We start from the raw sequence: 19,675 nt of genomic DNA, 5'->3' as shown, positions 1-19,675 counted from the left end.
TTCAGACGGCGAAGATGAACAACGTGGACCCGCAGGCTTGGCTCACCCAAACACTTGAGCGGATCGCCAACGGCTGGCCGAGCAGCGATCTCGATGCACTCATGCCGTGGAATTACGCGCGCTGAACGGTCTCAGCTTGCCGCTTACGACCTTCGTGCGCATCGGAGACAACAAGGTTCACACCACGTAATCCTCGACGTGTCAGCCTGCGCAAGAATTCCGTCCAGATCGGTTCGGCCTCCGAGGTGCCAACTTCCATACCCAGGACCTCGCGCCGACCGTCGTTATTGACGCCGACCGCGATAATGACGGCGACTGAGACATGCGGCCGCCACGCCGGACCTTGAGATAGGTCGCGTCCACCCAGACGTACGGCCACTCACCTTCAATCGGCCTGTCGAGGAACGCCTTCACTTTGACGTCGATCTCTTCACATAGACGGCTCACCTAGCTTTTGGAGATGCCGCTCATACCCATGGCCTTGACCAGGTCGTCGACAGAACGAGTCGAGATTCCCTGGATATACGCTTCCTGGATAACGGCCGTCAGAGCTTTCTCTGCCATGCGGCACGGTTCAAGGAAGCTCGAATCCCGATCGCGGTATCCGTTGCGTTGTGCGAGCCGCATGGGGTACTTCTCGCCGAAGTCTGCACCCGTAGCCGAGCCTACTTCCAGCTCCATCAGCCGCTCGGCGGCAAAGCCGATCATCTCGCGCAATAAATATGCATCGGCACTCTTCTCAACAAGGGAGCGCACGTTCATCATGTCATTGGTCATCGGTGGTCTTTCCGTCAGGTTGGTCTTGAACAACCCGACCCTAGCGGAAAACACTGATGGCCGCCCGCAAAGCCGATCACCCGCTACAGCGCAACGAGAAGCGCGCGGGCGCTCGGCTTTGCTACCTCCCGTCAGCTACACCAGGTGCTGGGACACGATCGGTAAATGGCCAACGCGTTTGCTTTGTGATCAGCCGTTATCTTCGACGAACCGAATAGCGTCTTGCAAGAAGCTCCGGAAATAGTCAGGATTTTCGCACATCGGAAAGTGCCCAAGCCCCTCCATAACGACATGACGGCTGCCAGGAATGAGGGCCGCTAGCGCTGCTCCGTCTGCAGGCGTCGCAGAGTAGTCATAGGTCCCGGAGAGAAGAACGGTCGGTGTTCGCTTGGCATCAATCTTCGGACCGACGACGGCACCGTCGAACTCGTCGCTGTAGAACGAAAGATCGCCGGGATAAACTCCAGGAGCACCCTGCGAGTAGATCCAACTGGCGCGGCGTCGCTCTTCTTGCGGGCTGAGCGGGCTCATGATTCCGCGGACATAGGCTGAGTTATGAAGCGACCCATGAACGTTGACGTTGTGTTGAAAGGGGTTGCGACGGCCCTTTGACTTCAACGGCGGCTCGACCGCAATTACACCCATTAGACGTTCCGGTCGCTCCGCCGCCAGCACCATGCACATCGCCGCGCCCATAGATCCTCCAACGACGATAGCTCTGTCTCCGACGAGCTGGTCGAGTATCGCCGTGCACCAGGTCAGGTAGAGATCCGTTGTGAGTTGATAGGGCGAGCCGTCCCAAGTTAAAGGAGGCATCGAACGTCCGTGAAAGGGCAGATCAACTGAGATCAATCGGTTCGTACGCGCAAACCCAGTGTCGGAGAGTTGCGGTAGAAACTGACGGCCGTCTGCGCCAGCCGTATGGAGGAAAAGGATAGGAGTTCCTGCACCGGCTTCCTCGTAAAAGATATCGTGTTCTACGCCGCCGACCTCTACCCGCTTATAGCGTCCGGTGACCTGTTCAATATTTCGATCGACCTTCGGCGCAACTAGGGGCGGAGACGCTACGACGATCTCGAACAGTCGCTCCAGAGCGGGACGCGCTTGAGCGATTGCTACGGGCGAACCAGATAACGTGAACTCAGGGTTAGCGAGTTGAAAGGCGGTGAACGAATGGTAGGTTGCCGGCGGCGGCACCTGCATAACCTTTTCCCAAGCTCCGTCTGGGGCACTCAGTATGACGTCAGCATTTTCGTCCGCGCCGTCCAGTGCGACTATCCCGCCTCCCACAGCAAGTGATGACTTTTCTGGTCCAACTTGCAACGAGATCCGTGTTGTAAGACCTGGGGTCAGTCGCGGTAGCTCCGGATCTTCGATCGCCAGGGTTACGCGTTTAATCAGCTCGGCATGGGCGCCCATACGTCCTCCCTAACAAAATGATGTTGTTGGGAAGCCGCACTTCCTGTGCCTCACCTCCCATAAGAGAGGTAAGCAGATTTTCAGACAATCTGTCAACCTTAGCCGTCGCCTGAACTTCGTTTTGTGGAACTACTCGGAGGTTTCGACGGGGTTCTTGCTCAAGTAGTCCAACGCCACCTTAGCCGCGATTTCGATATGGCGCTTGCAAAGCGCGGCTGCCCTGTCGCCATCACGCAACGCAATAGCGGCCGCAATCTCTCTTATCTCGAAAACGCTGTTCTGCAGCCGCCCTGGCTGGGTCATCGATGTCATCCGCAACAATGTGACCCGGTTGTGCAACGACGTCAGCATTTGCTTCACAAACACGTTCTTGCTGCCGGTCATCAAACAATCGTAAAAAGCGGTCTTGGCTTCGATGATCCGCGTTCCGGAACCGCTCTTGGCTGCGGCTTCGAACGCTTCCACGGTCTCGAGGAGAGCAACGATCTCTTCATTCGAACCGTTCTCGGCGAACTCCTGGCCGGCAAAGCTTTCAAGCAGCGCGCGTACACTATAAAGCTGCCTAGCCTCCTCGTAGCTGATAGTGCTGACAACCGGCCCCCGATGCGGATAGCTAGTAATAAGCCCTTCAGCTTCTAACTGGCGTAGCGCCTCGCGAACTGAAGTTCGGCCAACCCCGATGAGTTCGCACAACTCGCGCTCCACCAGCCGCTGCCCGGGCTTGAAACGGCCACTTGAAATAGCCTGCCGGAGCTTATCCTCAACAAGGATTCGAAGAGAGGCGTTTTGACGTGTAATCTGGAGGTCGATCGTTCCCATTCACAACAAACCTTCGATGAAATTTCTAGTGACGCACAGAATCAATATACTGCCGGAGCGTTTCGTAGGACAACCCGATTGTCTGCAAACAGCAAAAAATTTCAATCGGTTTATTGTGGGTCACAGGAGAACTCTAGCGAACTGGAGGTCTGGCGCAAGGGGAGAAAATTTCCGTAGCACCTCAGGGTCATGACCCGGAATGATGAGTCCGTTTGCTCCGGCAAGGACGCGGAGCTTGTTGTAACCCTCGATTACCTCTAGGTAATCTGCAAACAGGGGAAACGCGCCGTCATTTTCAAGATAGTGCTGGAAATGAAGCGCGTCGGAAGCGATAACCAGCAAAGCGCCGCCTGTTGCCACCGTAACAACTTGCAAACCTTTCGAGTGACCGCCAACCAGATGCACCCTGCATCCAGGAACAATTTCCCCATCCCCATCATGGAACCGTACCCGTGACTGAAAAACGAGCCGGACCGCGTCGACGACACCTTCTGTAGCAAAAGGCCGACGCATTCGCTCATGGCACATACACCGCCCCGTTCCATACGCCATCTCCCGATCCTGAATGTGAAAAGTGGCGTTAGGAAAGGCCGGGAGGTTTCCGGCGTGATCGTAGTGCAGGTGTGTCACAACGACATCAGTAATTTCGCTGGATTTGATGCCAAGGCTGCTCAGTGCTGCCACCGGATGGATCAAGAGGGTCCGCCCTCTGGCCGCGCCCTCTCCGGCTTCGAAACCAGTGTCGACAAGAATTAATCGGCCCTCGAGACGGATCAGCCACACGAAGTAGTCGATTTGTGATGGACGATCATGAATGTCATCCGTCTCTAGTATCAGGTCACTTACTGGTCTTTGCGCGGTGCCGTAATGGATGGCGAGCACTGTCCACTCGTTCAAGAGAATTCTCCCCGCCATCAGTCCATCAAGACTAGGTGTCGATTGATCTCGGCCCTGTCAAGACGGTCGAAAACCTCATTGATCTCATCAAGGGGGCCAGTGCTCGACAGCAATTTGTCCACTGGCAGCTTACCTTTGAGGTAAAGGTCGATATAGCGGGGTATGTCGCGCGATGGCACGCAGGAACCCATATAGCTGCCCTTGATCGTTCTCTCCTCTCCGACCAACGGCAAGGGCGAAACCTCGAAACGGGAATTTGCGCTGGCCAGTCCGGCCGTAGCGGTCATCCCTCCGCGCCGGGTAATCTCATATGCAAGCTCGAATGCCTTTTTGGATCCAGCCATCTCTATCGCGTAGTCTACCCCGCCGCTTGTCGCGCCTTTTACTTGGGCAACAATATTCGGCGAGGTGGCCAAAAAAGTCTTCGTCGCTCCCAGCTCCTTGGCAAGATCCAGCTTCGCTTGGATTAGGTCGATCGCCACGATATCGCTTGCACCGCTCGCAACAGCGCCAAGTATCGCCGAAAGGCCTACGCCGCCGAGCCCGATTACCGCCACACTACGGCCTGGGCGGACCCCACACGTGTTCATCACAGCTCCAACGCCGGTCATAACGGCACATCCGAAGAGAGCAGCTGTCGCCAAATCGATATCTTTGGTCACTTTGACTACCGAGCTCGCCGACACGACAGCATATTCGGAAAACGCAGAAACGCCGCTATGGTGGTTAATTTCGTATCCTCTCAAACGGATGTGCTTGCCGCCGGATAGAAGCGTTCCTGCAGCATTGGCCTGGTAGCCCGGTTCGCAGAGGCTGGCGCGGCCTTCAGCGCAATATGAGCAATGGCCACAAACCGGCAGAAATGACATGACTACATGGTCACCAACCTCAACCTTCTCGACACTCGGTCCGATTGCTGCGACGACGCCAGATGCCTCATGGCCTAGAGCGACTGGAAGCGGACGCGGTCTGTCCCCATTGATTGCGGACAGGTCAGAGTGGCAGACACCGGCAGCCTTGATCTTGACCAACACCTCCATGGGGCCAGGCGGCGTCAGTTCCACAAGCTCAATCTTAAGAGGTTTCGAATTTGAATAGGGCTTCGGCAGACCCGACTCCCTGAGGATTACCGAACGCATCTGCATCTTTGAAATTCCTTATCGATGTGCAAGCAACTGCATTGGAGAGGGGATATAGCGGAATCCGTCTCCGTTTCGCACCACATGCCCGGCACCTGGCCATGCGAAGTGATAGGACATTACCGCAATGCGATCTGTCGCCAGCATATCAAGCACGCGCGTGCGGGATCTAGCTGACAGCTTCGGGTCCGTGTCGTATCGGAATTCCATCATCGGCCTCTCCATCAACAGGATATGATGGTGCGTAAGGTCGCCGAGAACACAGAGGCGATCGTTTCCCGACTGCAGCATAAAACAATGATGACCGAGCGTGTGGCCGGGGGCCGAAATCGCGTGAACGCCCGGCAAGAACTCCTCGCCGTCTTTGAAAAAGAAGGTCCGATCCTTGTGGGGAAGCAGGTTTCGCCGAGCGTTATCGATTTGAAATTGAAATGAAGAATCGATCGACGACCCGTCCGTCCAGTCCGTGAAGTCTCGCTCACTGATGAAGATGTCGGCGTTCGGGAAATTTAACCTTCCATTGGCATCGCACAGACCGCCGATATGATCGATATGGGCGTGCGACAGAACCACCGCATCGATCTCCGTCGGATCTCGACCTGCCTCTCTCAGGCTGGCTAGGAGCCGACCTGTGGTGGGCCCGAAAGCTTTGGAAGACCCCATCCCGGTATCAAATAGAATTGTTCTTCCATTTATCTCAACAAGCGGCACATTTTGCTCGAGTACAACTTTGTTCGTTGGCAGGAAATTGTCCTCTAGCATCAGGCTGACCGTGCGTGGCTCTACCCCCAAGAAGTTCAGGCGAGGATCTCCTAGCTCTAACGGCCCGTCGGACAGTACCGTGATTTTTCCATCGCCAAATTCGAACGGATAAAAATACGGAAGCTTGGCCAGGTGATGCATACTAAGAGACACTGATTTTCCTCCCATCAGGTGCTTGGCTACATTTTTGGCAGATTGTATGATAATCTGTCAAATATTTTTGAAGAAAGCCATTCGAGAGCGACTGCCTTGCTTTAGGAGCCGGTGTACCGCGTTTTCCCCGGCCTACCGAATGCCGCGCAGTAGGAGCAGAGCATTCGAGAATGCGGCTCGCGGGGCCGCACAACGCATGGTCGTTGACCCAGCGTTGCCCCCTGTTCCGCGAAAAACCGCAGACATTCAGAGATTGACGAGGCTCAAGTTGAGTTGTCTCACAGCGCGCACCGCATCACCGTCCATCAGACAGGTGACTTTTTCCCATATTCGCGCTCATCATCGCGAAGCGGCGTAACGATCTGAAACGAAGCCGGTGGCGGACGCGCGCACCCAAAGAGCGATCAATTCCATCTTCGGCAGGGCCTTGCTGTAAAAGAAGCCTTGCGCCGAACCGCATCCGTTCGCTGCGAGAAATGCTGCCTGCTCGGCGGTCTCAACACCTTCCGCTACCACGTCCTGTCCAAGACATTGTGCAATGGACAGAATCGCTTTGACCAATTCTTCGTTCCTTTTGTCCGAGCTATTTATGAATGACCGATCGATCTTCAGCGTGTCGATCGGGAAGCGGGCTAGATAGTTGAGCGCCGAGTAACCGGTGCCAAAATCATCGATAGCAATCGAAAATCCCATTTGACGCAGCTTAAGAAGCGTCTGCAGGGTCTCGCCCTTCCGATCGAGAAGCAGACTCTCCGTGATTTCGATTTCGATCCATTCCGCGCGGCAACCGGTTTCACCGAGGATTGCAGCGATCTCGTTTACCAACCGTGAGCATTGGAATTGCTTACCCGAAAGGTTGACTGCAATCTTGTGCAGGTGGTGGCAATCGGCGTTCAGCTCCTTCGCCGTCTTGCACGCTTCACGCAGCACCCATCGCCCGAGTTCAACGATCAGCCCGGTATCCTCAGCGACCGGAATGAATCGAACCGGCGGAATCATGCCCATCTCGGGATGAGGCCATCTCAACAACGCTTCCGATCCTATCATAACGCCGCTGTCCAGAAGCACCTTGGGCTGGTAGTGCAGCTCCAATTCTTCGCGCTCGATAGCGCGGCGCAATTCAGATTCCAACTGCATGCGCTCCTCCACGCCCACAGTCAAATCCTTCGAATAAAAGCGAAAACTGTTTCTCCCCGAGCGTTTGGCAAGATACATCGCAGAGTCGGCGTATTTCACCAGATCGTTGACATCTGTGCTGTCGTCGGGCGAGATCGCGATGCCTACACTGCATGACACGTAGACTTCCTTGCCATCCAATAGGAAAGATTCCTTGAATCTCTCGAGGATCGAGCACGCAACCCAATCGAGATCGTCGGTTGTCTGGATTTCCGGCAACAGAATCGCGAACTCGTCGCCGCCGAGACGCGCAACCGTGTCGAGATCGCGGACAGATTTCTTAAGCCGGGTAGCGACCTGGCAGAGTAGTTGATCACCCACAGGGTGACCCATCGTATCGTTCACGACTTTGAAATGGTCGATGTCAATCAGCATTACCCCTGTCCGCCGACGTTGAGACGACGCGTCACTGACGACCTTTTGCAATCGCTCGTTAAACAGCAAGCGGTTCGGCAAAGAAGTCACCGGATCGTAAAAGGCCATTTGCCTGATTTTTTCCCGCGAGGCGTTCAGTTCCGTGACATCGCGAGAGACCCCGAGGACTCCTGTAACCTCTCCCCCGGCGCCGAGGACCGCAAGTTTACGTGTTTCGAGAAGAATGGACTGACCGTTCTCCGGGGAAACCACCCAATTCTCGTCGATAAGTATGCCACCGGCTTCGATCGTGGCCTCATCAGATTTTCCGGAAATGTGAGCTCTCTCAGCCCCGAACAATTCAAGGTCCGTTTTTCCAACGACCTCCGCCTCTGATTTCCCGGTCAGCCGCTCAAATGCATGATTGCACAAAAGGTGTACGCCATCGACATTCTTTACCCAAACCATGTCAGGAATGGTTTGCAGCACACTTAGCAATTGCGTCCGCACGGAGTTGATGGCGTCTTCCGCCTGCCTTCGTTCCGTGACATCACGCGAAAATGCCAGGAGCGTGGTGGCGGCGTCAGGATCGGCGCTTGGTCGTCTAGCCACCGACAACTCGAACCATCGGGTCTCGCCGTTTGGCAAGGATACGCTAATGCATCGACCGTAGGCAACTCCTTCACTGCTTGCAGTTCGAAGCGCCTCCATTGCAATAGCCGCTTGATCAGGCGCAAGAACTTGGTCGACCGTCCTACCCAGTAGCATTTCCCGCTGCTGGGCTAGTAGTTCGGGATTTCTGGTCCAGACCTGAAGATATCGCCCATCCTCGTCGACCTCAAACAGAACGTCTGGAATAGCGGTGACGATCCCTTGGGCTAGTTCGAGAGCGTTTTTGAGTTCCTGCTCCGCCAACTTGTGTTCGGTTATGTCGATGATAACGCCAATCAGACCCGCGGGCTCGTCGTCGTGACCTCTGAAAACTGCCTTGTTGCAGACAACATCCAGGATGGCGCCGTTTGCGAGAGCGATCTTACGCTCGGAGACTTGGGCTCCACCCCTTTCAAGAAGGCCTTTCTCTTCAATAGAATAAATTTCCGCCAGTTGCGTTGAACTGAGATCAAAATCTGTATTCCCGATGATCTCGTCGCGCGAGCGACCGAGGAGATCTTCGAAAACCTTGTTGCAACCGACATAGCGACCGTGCAGATCTTTGAAGAAAATTGGGAGGGGCAACACGCCGATCAATGCTTCAAGCAGCGCTCCTCGGTCGGCTGAGGTATCATGATGCAGCGCTTCGTCTCTCCGGCGATTGCGCCTTTTCTGAAAAAAGGAGCGTTGCCAAAGCGGTTGTAAAGTCGAATTCATCGTGAAGCTCCTTACCGAGGGCCAAGACAGGATGCATCATCCATCCGATCAGGAATTCCGGGAACGCCACCCAAATCATTCGAGCAACAAATTGATGCAGATATGTCAGTAAGGCCTCGAACCGCGCGTCGGCCTGAGCCGGATAGTGCGGTCGGAAATGAACTTTGCTTTCACATTCGAAGCAACAACCTTCGCGGCAGCACGTAGATTGATTGGCGCAATGAGTATGTTGTCCCGTTTGGCGAGAGGAGGGCCGGAGGAAGAATGCTACCGCGGAGCAAATATGTTCGTTGGAACCGGATCGCTTGGCTCATGTCTCCTGAGGCGACCCGGGCATTTCCCAATTTGAACTGTCATTCCTTAGCGCAGCCTACCTTGCACGAGAGCCGATCATGAAGGCACCGCATTCCACACAGACCCCGCATGCGATCTTCAATCGGCCGGCTTCCAGGAGAGCGGATCCGCTGGGTTATCGAAATATTTAGCAGCAGCGCTGGCAGACCACCAAGCTGTATTCTTCGGCTCGATCCAATCCTCAGAGTTAGGATCGCAATCAGCTGGCAAATCCGCCATTACATCCTCTATGGTACTGGGAATTGCTGGCCGCAGGATTGTCTGAATTTTGGGGCCCTGTCCCTCAAGAGTTCGCATCATTACGTCCCATACGAAACCCGCCTCAGAGCGCGGCGGCCAGAAATGAAAACTCTTGCTTACGAAGTCGGGGTTCCGTCGCCAGTAACAGGCTGCCGAAGCTTCGCCCCCTAGAACGATTGGGATCATGTCGCGCCCGGACTGGCGCACCGCGTTGATAACACCATTCTCAGCTCCCGACTGAACGATAATACCATCAATTCGACCGGGATTCGCTGCAAGGAATTTTTGCACCTCGGCCTGCGCGACCTTGTCTGTCCACTTCCCGTCGACATGACCTACGATCTTTATCTCGGGATAATACTCCAGAGCCTTCTTTGCGCCGACGTCAAAGCTGTCCGAGGAGGCAAAGCCGGAGATCCCCGAAACGAGAAGCACATTGCCACTTCCTTCGATTTCTTCAGCGAGCCACTTCGCCGCCTCAAACCCGCCTTGCATGTTGTTCTCAGTTGCGTTGACGGCGAACGGCGATGTTACGTAACCAGAGTACGAGAACACAGGCACTCCTTTTGAATACGCATACTCTATCGTAGGATTAAGCGCCGTGAGGTTCGAACAGCAGATAATAATTGCATCAACGCCGTCGTCTACCATCTGCCGCATCTGCCTGATCTGGACAGCGTCTTCAAGATTTGACTGGGTGACGATGAACTCGGAGACCAGCCCCGCTTTCTTGAAAGCTGGAACAATCTTGTTTGTGAACTCATCAAGAATACTCGCACGCCAAGAATTGTCAGCATATGTCGATGCGTACCCAATTTTCCACGGCGGTGCTCGCTGTGCCTTAAACGTGCGGAAGACAGATTCACCTGTAGGCAACTTTGGATCGAGCAACTCGTAGGTTTTTCGTTCCTCCCGCGGCAATTCCGTAAGGCCACCGGCGGCCGCTACAGAAGGGATCACCAAGCCGGTGATTAGAATAATGGCTCTTGTAATTTCACGTATGCGCACGGATTTGATACCTCTCGTGTCTCTGAGCATTGCAAAGCAGTTGATCTCTTGAAGGTTGATCGGCTCTAGGTGGGTTTTTTACAGTCAGACGGGCGGCGAAAGGGAGACCAAGAGCCTAAGGCCGGATTTCGCTTCCGTAAGCGGATTTCCCTTCAGTAGAACGCCGCTATCACAGTGGCCATCCGACGCGTGGCAGTCTCGTTCGATGCGCAGCTTACGCCACTAACCTAACCCGACGCGTCGACTTATCTTCGGTCAATTTGAATGAAGCGAGCCGCTCGCTGAGTTCGTTAGTCTGATCCGAGAGAGTCTTTGCCGCGGCATTTGTCTGCTCGGCCATGGCAGCGTTTTGTTGTGTTCCCTGGTCAAGTACATTGACGTTATTGTTGATCTCGGCGAGGGACGCCGCTTGCTCGCGGCTCGAATTGACGATTTGATCAATCCGATCGGAAATCTTCAAGATCGACGCCGTTATGTTGTGTAACGCCTCACCTGCTTTCCCCACGTAATCTGAGCCGATCGCCACCTCCGAAGAGGATTCCGAAATCAGGTGGCGAATCTCGCGGGCTGCAGCTGATGATTTCTGGGCAAGTTCGCGCACTTCCTGGGCTACGACTGCAAAACCCTTTCCGGCATCTCCAGCACGAGCCGCCTCGACACCAGCATTTAGTGCCAAAAGATTTGTCTGGAACGCAATCGTATCGATCAAACCAATGATTTGGCCGATCTTGTGGGACGCGTCTTCTATTCTGCCCATTGCGTTGATCGCATCGGTCACAATGGTTGCCGCACCCTCGGCGTGTTCTTTAACAACGGACACGAAAGCCTGGGTTTCATAGGCATTCTCGGATGATTTTCTGACCGTGACCGTCACCTGTTCGACGGCGGCCGCAGCCTCCTCCAGTGAGGCGGCTTGCAATTCAGTTCGCCGCGACAGATCATCTGAGGCTTTGAAAAGCTCGCTGGTTCCCCATTGAATTTGATTGGTATTCTCGTCGATATGAGACACTGTCTCTCTCAGGATCGAAAGCGAGTGATTGAAATCGCGCCTCAGCGGCTCAAGATTGGGATGGAATTGGCGGTCAATTTCTTGAGAGATGTCGCCACGCGCCAATCGAGATAACGCCTCTCCTAGAATGGTGACGGCAGTTGCGACCTCCTCCTCCATCTGAGCGCGTTCGCGTTCACGATCCATCCGCTCCTGTTCAACGGTTTTCCTATCGGCTTCCGTTCGTGTCTCGATGTCCATCTTCGAGACAGCATTTTCACGGAAAACCTCGAGTGCGCGAGCCATTTCACCTATTTCGTCTCTCCGGTCACGTCCGACAATCTGCGATCGAAGATCGCCCTTTGCCAGCTCTTGCATGCGCTTCGCGATCCGTTCGATCGGGGCGCGAAGTGTCGCCATCAGGCCGGCGCCAGCCGCCAAGGCTACCAAGACGCCGGACACTGTGGCGATAGTTGACAGCAAGCGGGCAAGATTGCTTTCATTGCGAGCATCGTTTTCCTGAGTTGCTGCAAAGGTTACGAGGTTTTTCCAGATCTCCTGGCCGGTTTTGTCCGCCTCAGAATATTGCGCTTGGCGGGCTTCCGCTATCTTGACCAGCTTCTCTGTGTTCTCTTGGATAGAATCCACCTGGGCGAATAGATCTTCCTGCATTTTATCGAAGCCAGATATCGAGCTGGCAACGCCTCCAACTGCCACGGTGTCACGCGCCAATTTTGTAAGTTGCTCAACGAGGCGCTGCTGATTCTCTGCGTTGGCTGTACGGAACAGGTTATTGATTTCGATTTCGATCGAATCGGCGTCCTGGCCGATCGTTGTCGCCGTCGCAACAAGCATTTCGGAATCCGTCAACGCTTTATCCAACGCCCGGATCGCATTTGTTCCTTCAATCATGTGCTGGATCGCATCCACTCGCAGGTTCGTCGCAAAGCTCTGTAGGTCAGAGCCGGCAAGCCGTGTGGAAGGGTCGACAAATTCGGGGTTGGCGATTAGCTTGGCGATAGTCCTCTCAATTTTAGTAACGGCCTGCTCGTCAGCAGTCGAGACTACCCGCTTAACTGTTTTTAGCGACTTTTTGATCACAAGCCCTTGCTGGGCGACAGTCGGAGGCTGCTTCGCTCCGTCCGGCAAGCTCACCAAGTCTTCCGCCATGTGTTGCATAACTGATGCCGTATCGAGTGAGCGGGTAGCCTCCCGGAGCATGGTTTTCCCGGAGTTCTCCTGATTGCGTACTTGTGAGCGCACATCAACCGCAGCCAATTTAAGGGCGCCTCCGACCTCCTTGATCTTCGACAAGTTGGAAACAATGTCGCTGCGAACGGATTCCTCGTCATTATGCAAAGACCACATGCGGCCGATGCTGCCCGAGATAACGGACATTGCCGATACACTGTTTTCGAGCGCACCAGTTTCGCTCCCGCTACCTGCCGCCGCTTCCTGGAGCGACTGCATGGTTGCGCTCTGCCCGTTTAAACTTGTCAGCGCCTCATCTCGGTACTCCGTTGAGCTTTGCGCCAAAAAGCGGTTCATGCTTTCCGCGACACTTCGAAACCCGCTCAAGGTCTGAAGAACCTCATTTGAAAGCCGAAGACGAGACTGAAGCAAGCCAGTTGCTTTTAAGCCGACCCCACCAACTGCCGCCAATATCAGGATCAAGGGTACAAGTACCAACAACACCTTTGCTCTTATGGTAAAGGTGGACAACAGGCGATCGACGAACATACTTACCTCCAAAGGGCTCAAACGGTGCTGGGGCCTCGCTTTTGGAATAGTAATGTTTGAGCCTGAACGAACATGGATAAGAGTTTCACTAAAACAATCGAAACTTTTTTACGTGTTGTTAGGATTTGACCTCTTACCCATTGCGTCTTTCGAGAAACTTAACGGAAGGTTAATACCTGCAGATTTGCCGGATCAGAACGTGGGAGTGGATCTATCTGCACCGAGGATCGATCTCCAGCACGTTCCCTGTCAGCTTTCCGGACAGTTCCGAATTCGCCAGGAATTGCACGGCGTGGATCACTGTTCGAAGCACGTCATTTTCGCTTGAAGACGTAGAGTTCACATCGCTGGCGTGTACAGCATTTATCCTCAGCCCGGAACCGAAATATTGCCTAGCAATTGCGGAGGTAGTAGTGCGCAACGCCGCTTGAAGGACGGCTTCTGCTTCCAGCGAGGTCGTCTCTTCGAACCATGCGACGTCCACTACGGCAAGCTCCGCGCCCTGAAGTCGAGAGCTAAAGGCACCTGTAACTCTGATTAGATTGGATACGGCATCAAGCCCCAGATTCGCGCTGGATAGCGATCCCGTTACAGTTTGGGTTGTTTCATTTCTGCGGAAAACTATGTTCACCAGAACGTCGACCCGTCTCCAGCGCAAATACACCTGGTCAGCCATTGAGTTGACGTAAACGTCTCTGTTCGGGTTGACTTTGACCGGTAAAAAATTGTTTCCTTGGCCTTCAGCCAGGGAGGCGAAGTCGGCGGGATTGGCGTCGCCTACGGCGACCCGATAGCCTTTTTCTATAAATGAGCGCGCCAAACAAAGACCAACAGGATTTGACGCGCCTATCAAGACACAGACTTTTTCCCCAGGAGAAATGTTGGCGTCACTGTCACGTTCAACCAGTACCTCGGTCGATGGAGTATGACACGCCTTGTGAGTCAGAGACGCTTGTATCACGCGCCGGTCGCCGCTTCCGGCAGATTAAGAAGGTCGACAATTTGTGCATTTTTGGCCAAGTTTAGCACTTATAACTCCCGGTCCGTCGCTGCGTCTCCCGCGAACAAGCAATGCGCGGGCGATATAGTAAAATTTTTGTCCGACAATCTGTCAATTCCTTTTTGCGATTTTCGGCGGACACATGTCGAGACCGGCGTCATTTTGAGGCCTCATGCCCGCAATGCCGTAAGCATCGGTATTCCGACACCCGGTTGAGTTTGATGTGGTCTTTCCTGTTAGTCTTCTCTCGCCGCCACGTTCCGATTTGATCGCGCTTTTCGCGTTCGCGCGGCACAGACAACAGCACGCCTATGGCAGCACAAGCTGTTTGACCATCATCAGGTTTCGTCCTTAAGCTCTTCTTTTGCCCAATCAGACGCCCGGAGTCCGTACCCGCTAAGAAGAGCGCAAAGTCAACCCAATGCGACGAGGCGCGGCTTACGCATTGATATTTGCCGCGACCGCCTCGCTTAGTAGGCCAAAAGAACTCGTCGACGTCTTTGCGTCTCCGAGTGTTGAGCCTGGAGCGTGCCTCTCTTATACGTCATAACCGAAGTATGCTGATGCGCAGGTTAAGAGGACCAGCGTGTGGCGAAATCGTGGGGCCATCCTACAGCACAATCATTTTTCTCCGTGTCGACTCAACGGCCTCCAAGGTCGGTTGGCGTAGGTTCTCTCCCACTCATAGCACTCCCACCCTTCCCGTGACGGGCTGCGATCGAAAGCAGCCCGTCACCCCTCGCCTTGGGAGGCATCTTTAGATTGATTTGCCGTGCGGGAACTCCACTAGAACCGTGGCAGATTTCCCTGATGCTGCCTTGCCTTTGATCAGGAATAGCATTAACGTATATCAGACAATCTGTCAATCTGTTCGAGGCTTGTGGAAGCCAGTCATCGCATCATTAGAGGCTTCCCAACTGCAGCGCTGAAAAACTAGGAGGCCATCTCGAGCGGGAGAACGTGGATGTCGGTGCTGGTGATGATCCGCCATGACGAAAGCCTAGGGAATGAGAGATTCAACCGGCCTCCACAAAGGTCCGAATCGGTCATGTACGCGATCAAAATCGCTCGCACGCCATCCGGTCTCGAGCTTTGAAGGTTTGGAAAACTAGTCCCGGCATGTGCGAGTTGGTGTTCATAGATAGGTTATATTGGATGACCGAAAGTTTGTTCAGCAAGCCCGATGAAGGGACCTTAGTGAAAGACAACTTTATCGAGGGCTCCGATCCCGAACGTCTTTTGCCTTTGATATCATCGCCCCTGGCGTCATCTGACCTTGCTCAACACGACAGTAGATCGCTTAACTCTCGCTGCAGTCGAATTTCCCTTGATGGTTTTGGCGTTGCGGATGCCCATCATGAAGAGGCGTTCTCGGTCATGATAGATTCCCCAGTTGACGTCGTAACGGTCTTCCTGCCGGCGTCCGGGAATGCAGTCTTTCATTGGTCTGGGCAACAGGTAGAGTCGCCGCATGTTGCAAATGCTCCGCTAAATGCCCGACAAGATGGCATAAGATCTCAACTGTCATTGACGATCGATACGCAATCCTTGCGTGACAAGCTTTCTCGCATGCTCGATCGGACGATCAGCGGAAATCTGCAAATTCAGCCGACCCTTGATCTTGCATCGAGCGCGGGAACGCTCATGCGAGAACTAGCCCTGTCTGCCCATCGCGGCCTCAGTGCCGGGGGGGCTCTGCGACAATGCCCGTCGGCCTATAGCTCGCTCCTCGACGCGATAGAGTACCTTTTGATCGAAAGCTGTATGCATCGCTATACCGATGAACTTCGTCGTCCGGCTCCGTCTCCCACGCCTCGCCACGTGAAACGGGCAATGGAGTTTATGGAAGAGCATATGGCTCAACCCATTTCCCTTAACGATATCGCCGCTGCGGCCAAGGTCAGCGTGCGGACTTTGCAGCACGGCTTCCGACAATTTCGTAATACCAGCCCCACAATGCACCTCCGAGACTTGCGTATGTGCGCAGCTCGACAGGAACTGCTGCAAAACGGCGCTAAAATCAGCGTTTCGGAAATAGCGCTTAAGTGGGGCTTCACACACCTCGGCCGTTTTGCTGCAGAGTACAAGAGACGTTACGGCGAACTGCCATCTAAAACAGTGCATATGAGCGATGTTCTGCCGCATAGGCGATCTATGTGTGCTTCGCAGGCCTCTCCGCCCGAAAGCTGACCCGGAAATAGCCCTTCGCGATGGCGCTGTGGTTCGCAGCGCTCCACCGGGCTATACCATCGCTGCGCCCTTAATTTTTCGGTCTGTCGCCACAGACGGTCAGCAGCCGAGCGTACAGTGCTTCAAGGTGATTGGTGATTTGGATCATTTGCAGCCGCTCTTGCTCCAGGCGCTGCGACTGTGCATCTTCGTGGCTTTCTAAGTGGGTATCTGTCTTAGCCTGTTGCCCGAAATTGATTGCGATAACTTTGGACATCTTCGAACTCTCGTTGAATTTCGTTAATACTCCGCGTCTTGAAGGAAGACAGTCGCGGAAGGTGAAAAAGCAAAAGTCTGCTAGGCAGCTGCGATGCGTCCTGATTGGTGCCAAACCTTTGCTCAAAACTAAGGAAGCATTCCATCCCTTGTTCAAGCGGAGTGATTCCGTAGCTGAAGGTTGGGTCGAAGTCGCGCCTAAGTCCGAACCGGTTGGATCCGATCGCCGTTGATCGATAGAATGCCAGAGACCTGATCGACGACCGGGCCGATGATACCATCTGCTACCTCAACGACGACAATGGCGCTGTGGCTAGACCGATGGGATTGGTTATCTCGGCAGCAAGCTCTATCACCGGAATGACAGAACCGGCAGATCCCTGAACCGAGAACATGCGTTAGGGGCAGCGGCGTCGCCTCTGCTAACCCCCGGATTTCCGGGATCAACGTCGTCTTCATGCAGAACTGCTGGCTGCCAGATGGAAACCGATAATATCCTGCGATGAATTATGACATGATTCATTAAAACTCTTCCCATTCCTTAGTCGCGACAGCGGCTGTAGTACGTCCGCCGAAGGCGCCGGCAAGCTTCTGGGAGAGGGCACGCGCTGGCGAGGCGGCCGGCTTACCGTTCTGGTGGGCAACACGCCGTACAAAAGTCGAACCGTCGAGCCTGAAGCGCGCAATAAGCCGCGCCAGATTGGAAGCCTCATCCGCCAACCGGTTGGTGGCCGCCGTCGATTCTTCCACCATCGCCGCATTCTGCTGGGTTGTCTGATCCATCTGGTTGACCGCAGTGCTGACTTCCGCCAGCCCGGTCGATTGCTCTCGTGCCGCCGTCGAGATCGTATGAACGTGCTCGTTCACCTTGATCACGTGGCCTCGGATTAGACCAAGGGCATCGCCTGTGGCCGTTACCAGCCTGACCCCAGTTTTGACCTCGTCGCCGGACCGGTTGATCAGCGCCTTGATATCCTTGGCGGCAGTGGCGGAGCGCTGTGCCAGTTCACGCACCTCCTGAGCCACAACGGCGAAACCCTTTCCAGCGTCACCCGCACGCGCCGCCTCGACGCCGGCGTTGAGGGCCAAAAGATTGGTCTGGAAGGCGATCTCGTCAATGACGTTAATGATCTGGCCGATTTCATCCGAGGCCTGCTCGATGCGGCCCATGGCGGCGACCGCGTCTTTGACAACCGCGCTCGACTGCTCGGTGCTTCTGCGTGCCTCATCGACCATATGGCTGGCTTCCGTGGCTCTTTCTGTCGAGCTTTTTACCGCCACCGTGATTTCCTCAAGCGCCGAAGAGGTCTCCTCCAGGGCCGCGGCTTGCTGTTCCGTGCGCTTTGAAAGGTCGCCTGAGGCGATGCGCATCTCGCCGGCTCCGCCGTTGATCGTGTCGACGGCGGAGCGAACCTCGCCTAATACGGATCGAAGGGCTGCCATGGTGGCGTTGACATTACTCTTCAGTTCACCAAAGGCTCCCTGAAACTCGCCGCACATGTTTTCCGTCAGATCCCCATCGGCAAGCGCTGAGATAACTCGGCGAGTTTCGGCGATGCCCCGGTCAACAGAGGTGACCAGTTCGTTGACGCTTCCTGCAAAACGGTCGAGAGCCGCATCGCCGTATTTCTTGGTGATGCGATGGGTGAAGTCACCGGCTACGGCGGCTGACACCACCTCGGCAATGCTCGACTGCAAGTCGGCGCTCTTGGCCTGCAACGCGGCCTCCTGCGCGTTCAGATCGCGGGCCTTGATGCTGTTTTGCTTGAATACCTCAACGGCTCTCGACATCTTGCCGATTTCGTCGGCGCGCATTGCGAAAGGAACCTCAGTGTCGAGATTACCATCTGCCAGTACGCCCATCGTGGTAGTCAACCGCGAGATCGGATCGGTAATCTTCCGGATGCAGTAAAGCAGGGCTATAATGCCCGTCGTAGTTGCCAGCGCCATGGCAAGAATGGTGACCAAAACCGTCGATGAAACGGCGCCCATCGTGTTTCCGACGGCCGCGACTCCACCACGCTTGTTAACTGCGACATCCTGGTCAAGGAGCGCTCCGCTATCATTATACAGTTTCGTCGTGGCGTCACTCGTTAGAAGAGCGAATGCTTCATCCTTCTTGCCTGCCTGCATTAGTTTAACAATCCGCTCGCCATCCTCCTGATATTGCGTCCACAAAGCGGAGAACGCGTCATAGGCCTGACGCTCCTCGCCGGATGTCACCATCGGCTCATATTCACCACGGGCATTCGCGAGATCCTCCATCTTCTGGCGGAAGGTGGTGATATTATGCGCAAGGCTCGTCGAATCTGATGAGTTTGTCACCAGCCTGAACTGCAGGATGCGGTAGTCCCCGGTGATCGTATTGATCCGATTTATCACATCGATCGATGGCAGCCAGTTGCTGGCAACTTCGGATATATTGCTCCTAATGGACAGCAGCTTGACGATACTCACGATGCCCTGGCCCGCCGCGAGAAGAGAGAGCAGAACAAATATCAAAGATAAAGCGAGTCTAATGGACTTGGGCATAAAGGCAAACCTTTTAGGTGAGGTGGACGATCGACTTGTCTACTCAAATCTTCCAATTGCCGTTTCATTCATTCGAACGGCAGATCAATCTTGTGGGTCTGTGACATAGCTGAGAATACCTATTGGTTGCGTTGGTTAATGAAGCCTTTCCTGCCCGTCTCGAATGCAAAAAGACGACGTTTTAAGGATAGTCAGGCGTCCAATGGATCGTCCGCGCTTGCAAGGAGGATGCAGCCGGCAAAATTTCATTTGGCGCCGTTCGAAGAGCATCATCGTTTTCAGCAACCGAGTTTCGCCCCGCCACGAGCGACCTAGAGCAAGTCCTGCGATCGATGAATCGATTGTGATGTGACGGCGTCCATCGAAGCTGATTCAACTCCACAGAGAAGAGGTGGATGATGGGACAAGCCCTGAGCGATGATCTTCGAATACGGGTTTTGAAAGCGTCTGCGGCGGGCATGTCGGCTCGACAGGCTGCGGCTCGTTTCGGAGTTGGGATTTCGA

Annotated in this window: 13 protein-coding genes and 2 pseudogenes; 3 read left to right on the top strand and 12 right to left on the bottom strand. The window is 54.6% G+C overall.

The genetic code is table 11. From position 1 onward, the window contains the following. Nucleotides 1-125 (top strand): transposase domain-containing protein (locus PYR71_RS29795; RefSeq protein ID WP_141504954.1); only part of this gene is annotated, 125 nt, incomplete at its 5' end. Here PYR71_RS29795 and PYR71_RS29790 read toward each other — a convergent pair. The 10 genes and pseudogenes from PYR71_RS29790 to PYR71_RS29745 form a co-directional block, all read right to left on the bottom strand. After that, nucleotides 116-777, bottom strand: a pseudogene (locus tag PYR71_RS29790) (IS256 family transposase); the annotation flags it as partial. The gene PYR71_RS29795 and the pseudogene PYR71_RS29790 sit on opposite strands and share 10 nt — an antisense overlap. A 189-nt stretch (nt 778-966) precedes the next feature. Further along, entirely contained in the window at nt 967-2,196 is a 1,230-nt protein-coding gene (locus PYR71_RS29785; RefSeq protein ID WP_077995106.1) for an alpha/beta fold hydrolase, read from the bottom strand. A gap of 129 nt (nt 2,197-2,325) precedes the next feature. Continuing rightward, nucleotides 2,326-3,015, bottom strand: a complete 690-nt coding sequence (locus PYR71_RS29780) for a GntR family transcriptional regulator (RefSeq protein ID WP_016737430.1) — start codon at nt 3,013-3,015, stop codon at nt 2,326-2,328. Nucleotides 3,016-3,135: 120 nt separating this feature from the next. Further along, nucleotides 3,136-3,930: an N-acyl homoserine lactonase family protein gene (locus tag PYR71_RS29775; RefSeq protein WP_077995107.1), complete on the bottom strand. Its 795-nt coding sequence runs from the start codon at nt 3,928-3,930 to the stop codon at nt 3,136-3,138. Next, a complete protein-coding gene (locus tag PYR71_RS29770; RefSeq protein ID WP_004673287.1) occupies nt 3,930-5,057 on the bottom strand; it encodes a zinc-dependent alcohol dehydrogenase family protein in 1,128 nt (375 codons plus the stop codon). Before PYR71_RS29770 ends, PYR71_RS29775 begins: the two co-directional genes overlap by 1 nt. A gap of 12 nt (nt 5,058-5,069) precedes the next feature. Continuing rightward, nucleotides 5,070-5,954: an MBL fold metallo-hydrolase gene (locus PYR71_RS29765; protein ID WP_077995108.1), complete on the bottom strand. Its 885-nt coding sequence runs from the start codon at nt 5,952-5,954 to the stop codon at nt 5,070-5,072. A 351-nt stretch (nt 5,955-6,305) separates the two neighbouring features. After that, nucleotides 6,306-8,864 (bottom strand): sensor domain-containing protein, encoded by a 2,559-nt coding sequence (locus PYR71_RS29760; RefSeq protein ID WP_004673285.1) that lies wholly within the window; start codon nt 8,862-8,864, stop codon nt 6,306-6,308. A 432-nt stretch (nt 8,865-9,296) separates the two neighbouring features. After that, entirely contained in the window at nt 9,297-10,496 is a 1,200-nt protein-coding gene (locus PYR71_RS29755; protein ID WP_008534366.1) for an ABC transporter substrate-binding protein, read from the bottom strand. A 184-nt stretch (nt 10,497-10,680) separates the two neighbouring features. Continuing rightward, the gene (locus tag PYR71_RS29750; RefSeq protein ID WP_008534365.1) at nt 10,681-13,194 is read right to left on the bottom strand and encodes a methyl-accepting chemotaxis protein; all 2,514 of its coding nucleotides are present in this window, start codon (nt 13,192-13,194) and stop codon (nt 10,681-10,683) included. Nucleotides 13,195-13,405: 211 nt separating this feature from the next. Continuing rightward, nucleotides 13,406-14,047 carry an SDR family oxidoreductase gene (locus tag PYR71_RS29745; RefSeq protein ID WP_010031458.1) on the bottom strand — a complete coding sequence of 214 codons (642 nt, stop codon included), beginning with the start codon at nt 14,045-14,047 and terminating at the stop codon, nt 13,406-13,408. Nucleotides 14,048-15,349: 1,302 nt separating this feature from the next. Between PYR71_RS29745 and PYR71_RS29740 the strand changes: the two genes are divergently transcribed. Beyond that, nucleotides 15,350-16,384 carry an AraC family transcriptional regulator gene (locus PYR71_RS29740; RefSeq protein ID WP_016737424.1) on the top strand — a complete coding sequence of 345 codons (1,035 nt, stop codon included), beginning with the start codon at nt 15,350-15,352 and terminating at the stop codon, nt 16,382-16,384. A 70-nt stretch (nt 16,385-16,454) separates the two neighbouring features. Here PYR71_RS29740 and PYR71_RS29735 read toward each other — a convergent pair whose 3' ends face one another. Together PYR71_RS29735 and PYR71_RS29730 are read right to left on the bottom strand one after the other, a co-directional pair. Beyond that, on the bottom strand, nt 16,455-16,640 hold the full coding sequence (locus PYR71_RS29735; RefSeq protein WP_004673279.1) for a hypothetical protein: 186 nt from the start codon (nt 16,638-16,640) through the stop codon (nt 16,455-16,457). 521 nt (nt 16,641-17,161) lie between these two features. Then, nucleotides 17,162-19,171 carry a HAMP domain-containing methyl-accepting chemotaxis protein gene (locus PYR71_RS29730; protein ID WP_004673275.1) on the bottom strand — a complete coding sequence of 670 codons (2,010 nt, stop codon included), beginning with the start codon at nt 19,169-19,171 and terminating at the stop codon, nt 17,162-17,164. A 398-nt stretch (nt 19,172-19,569) separates the two neighbouring features. Here PYR71_RS29730 and PYR71_RS29725 point away from each other — a divergent pair. Beyond that, nucleotides 19,570-19,675, top strand: a pseudogene (locus PYR71_RS29725) (IS630 family transposase); the annotation flags it as partial.

This window comes from Rhizobium mulingense (genome assembly GCF_029194105.1).
GTDB lineage: Bacteria > Pseudomonadota > Alphaproteobacteria > Rhizobiales > Rhizobiaceae > Rhizobium > Rhizobium mulingense.
Note: the sequence above shows the minus strand (reverse complement) of the source record. Positions and strands in the feature narration are given on the sequence as shown.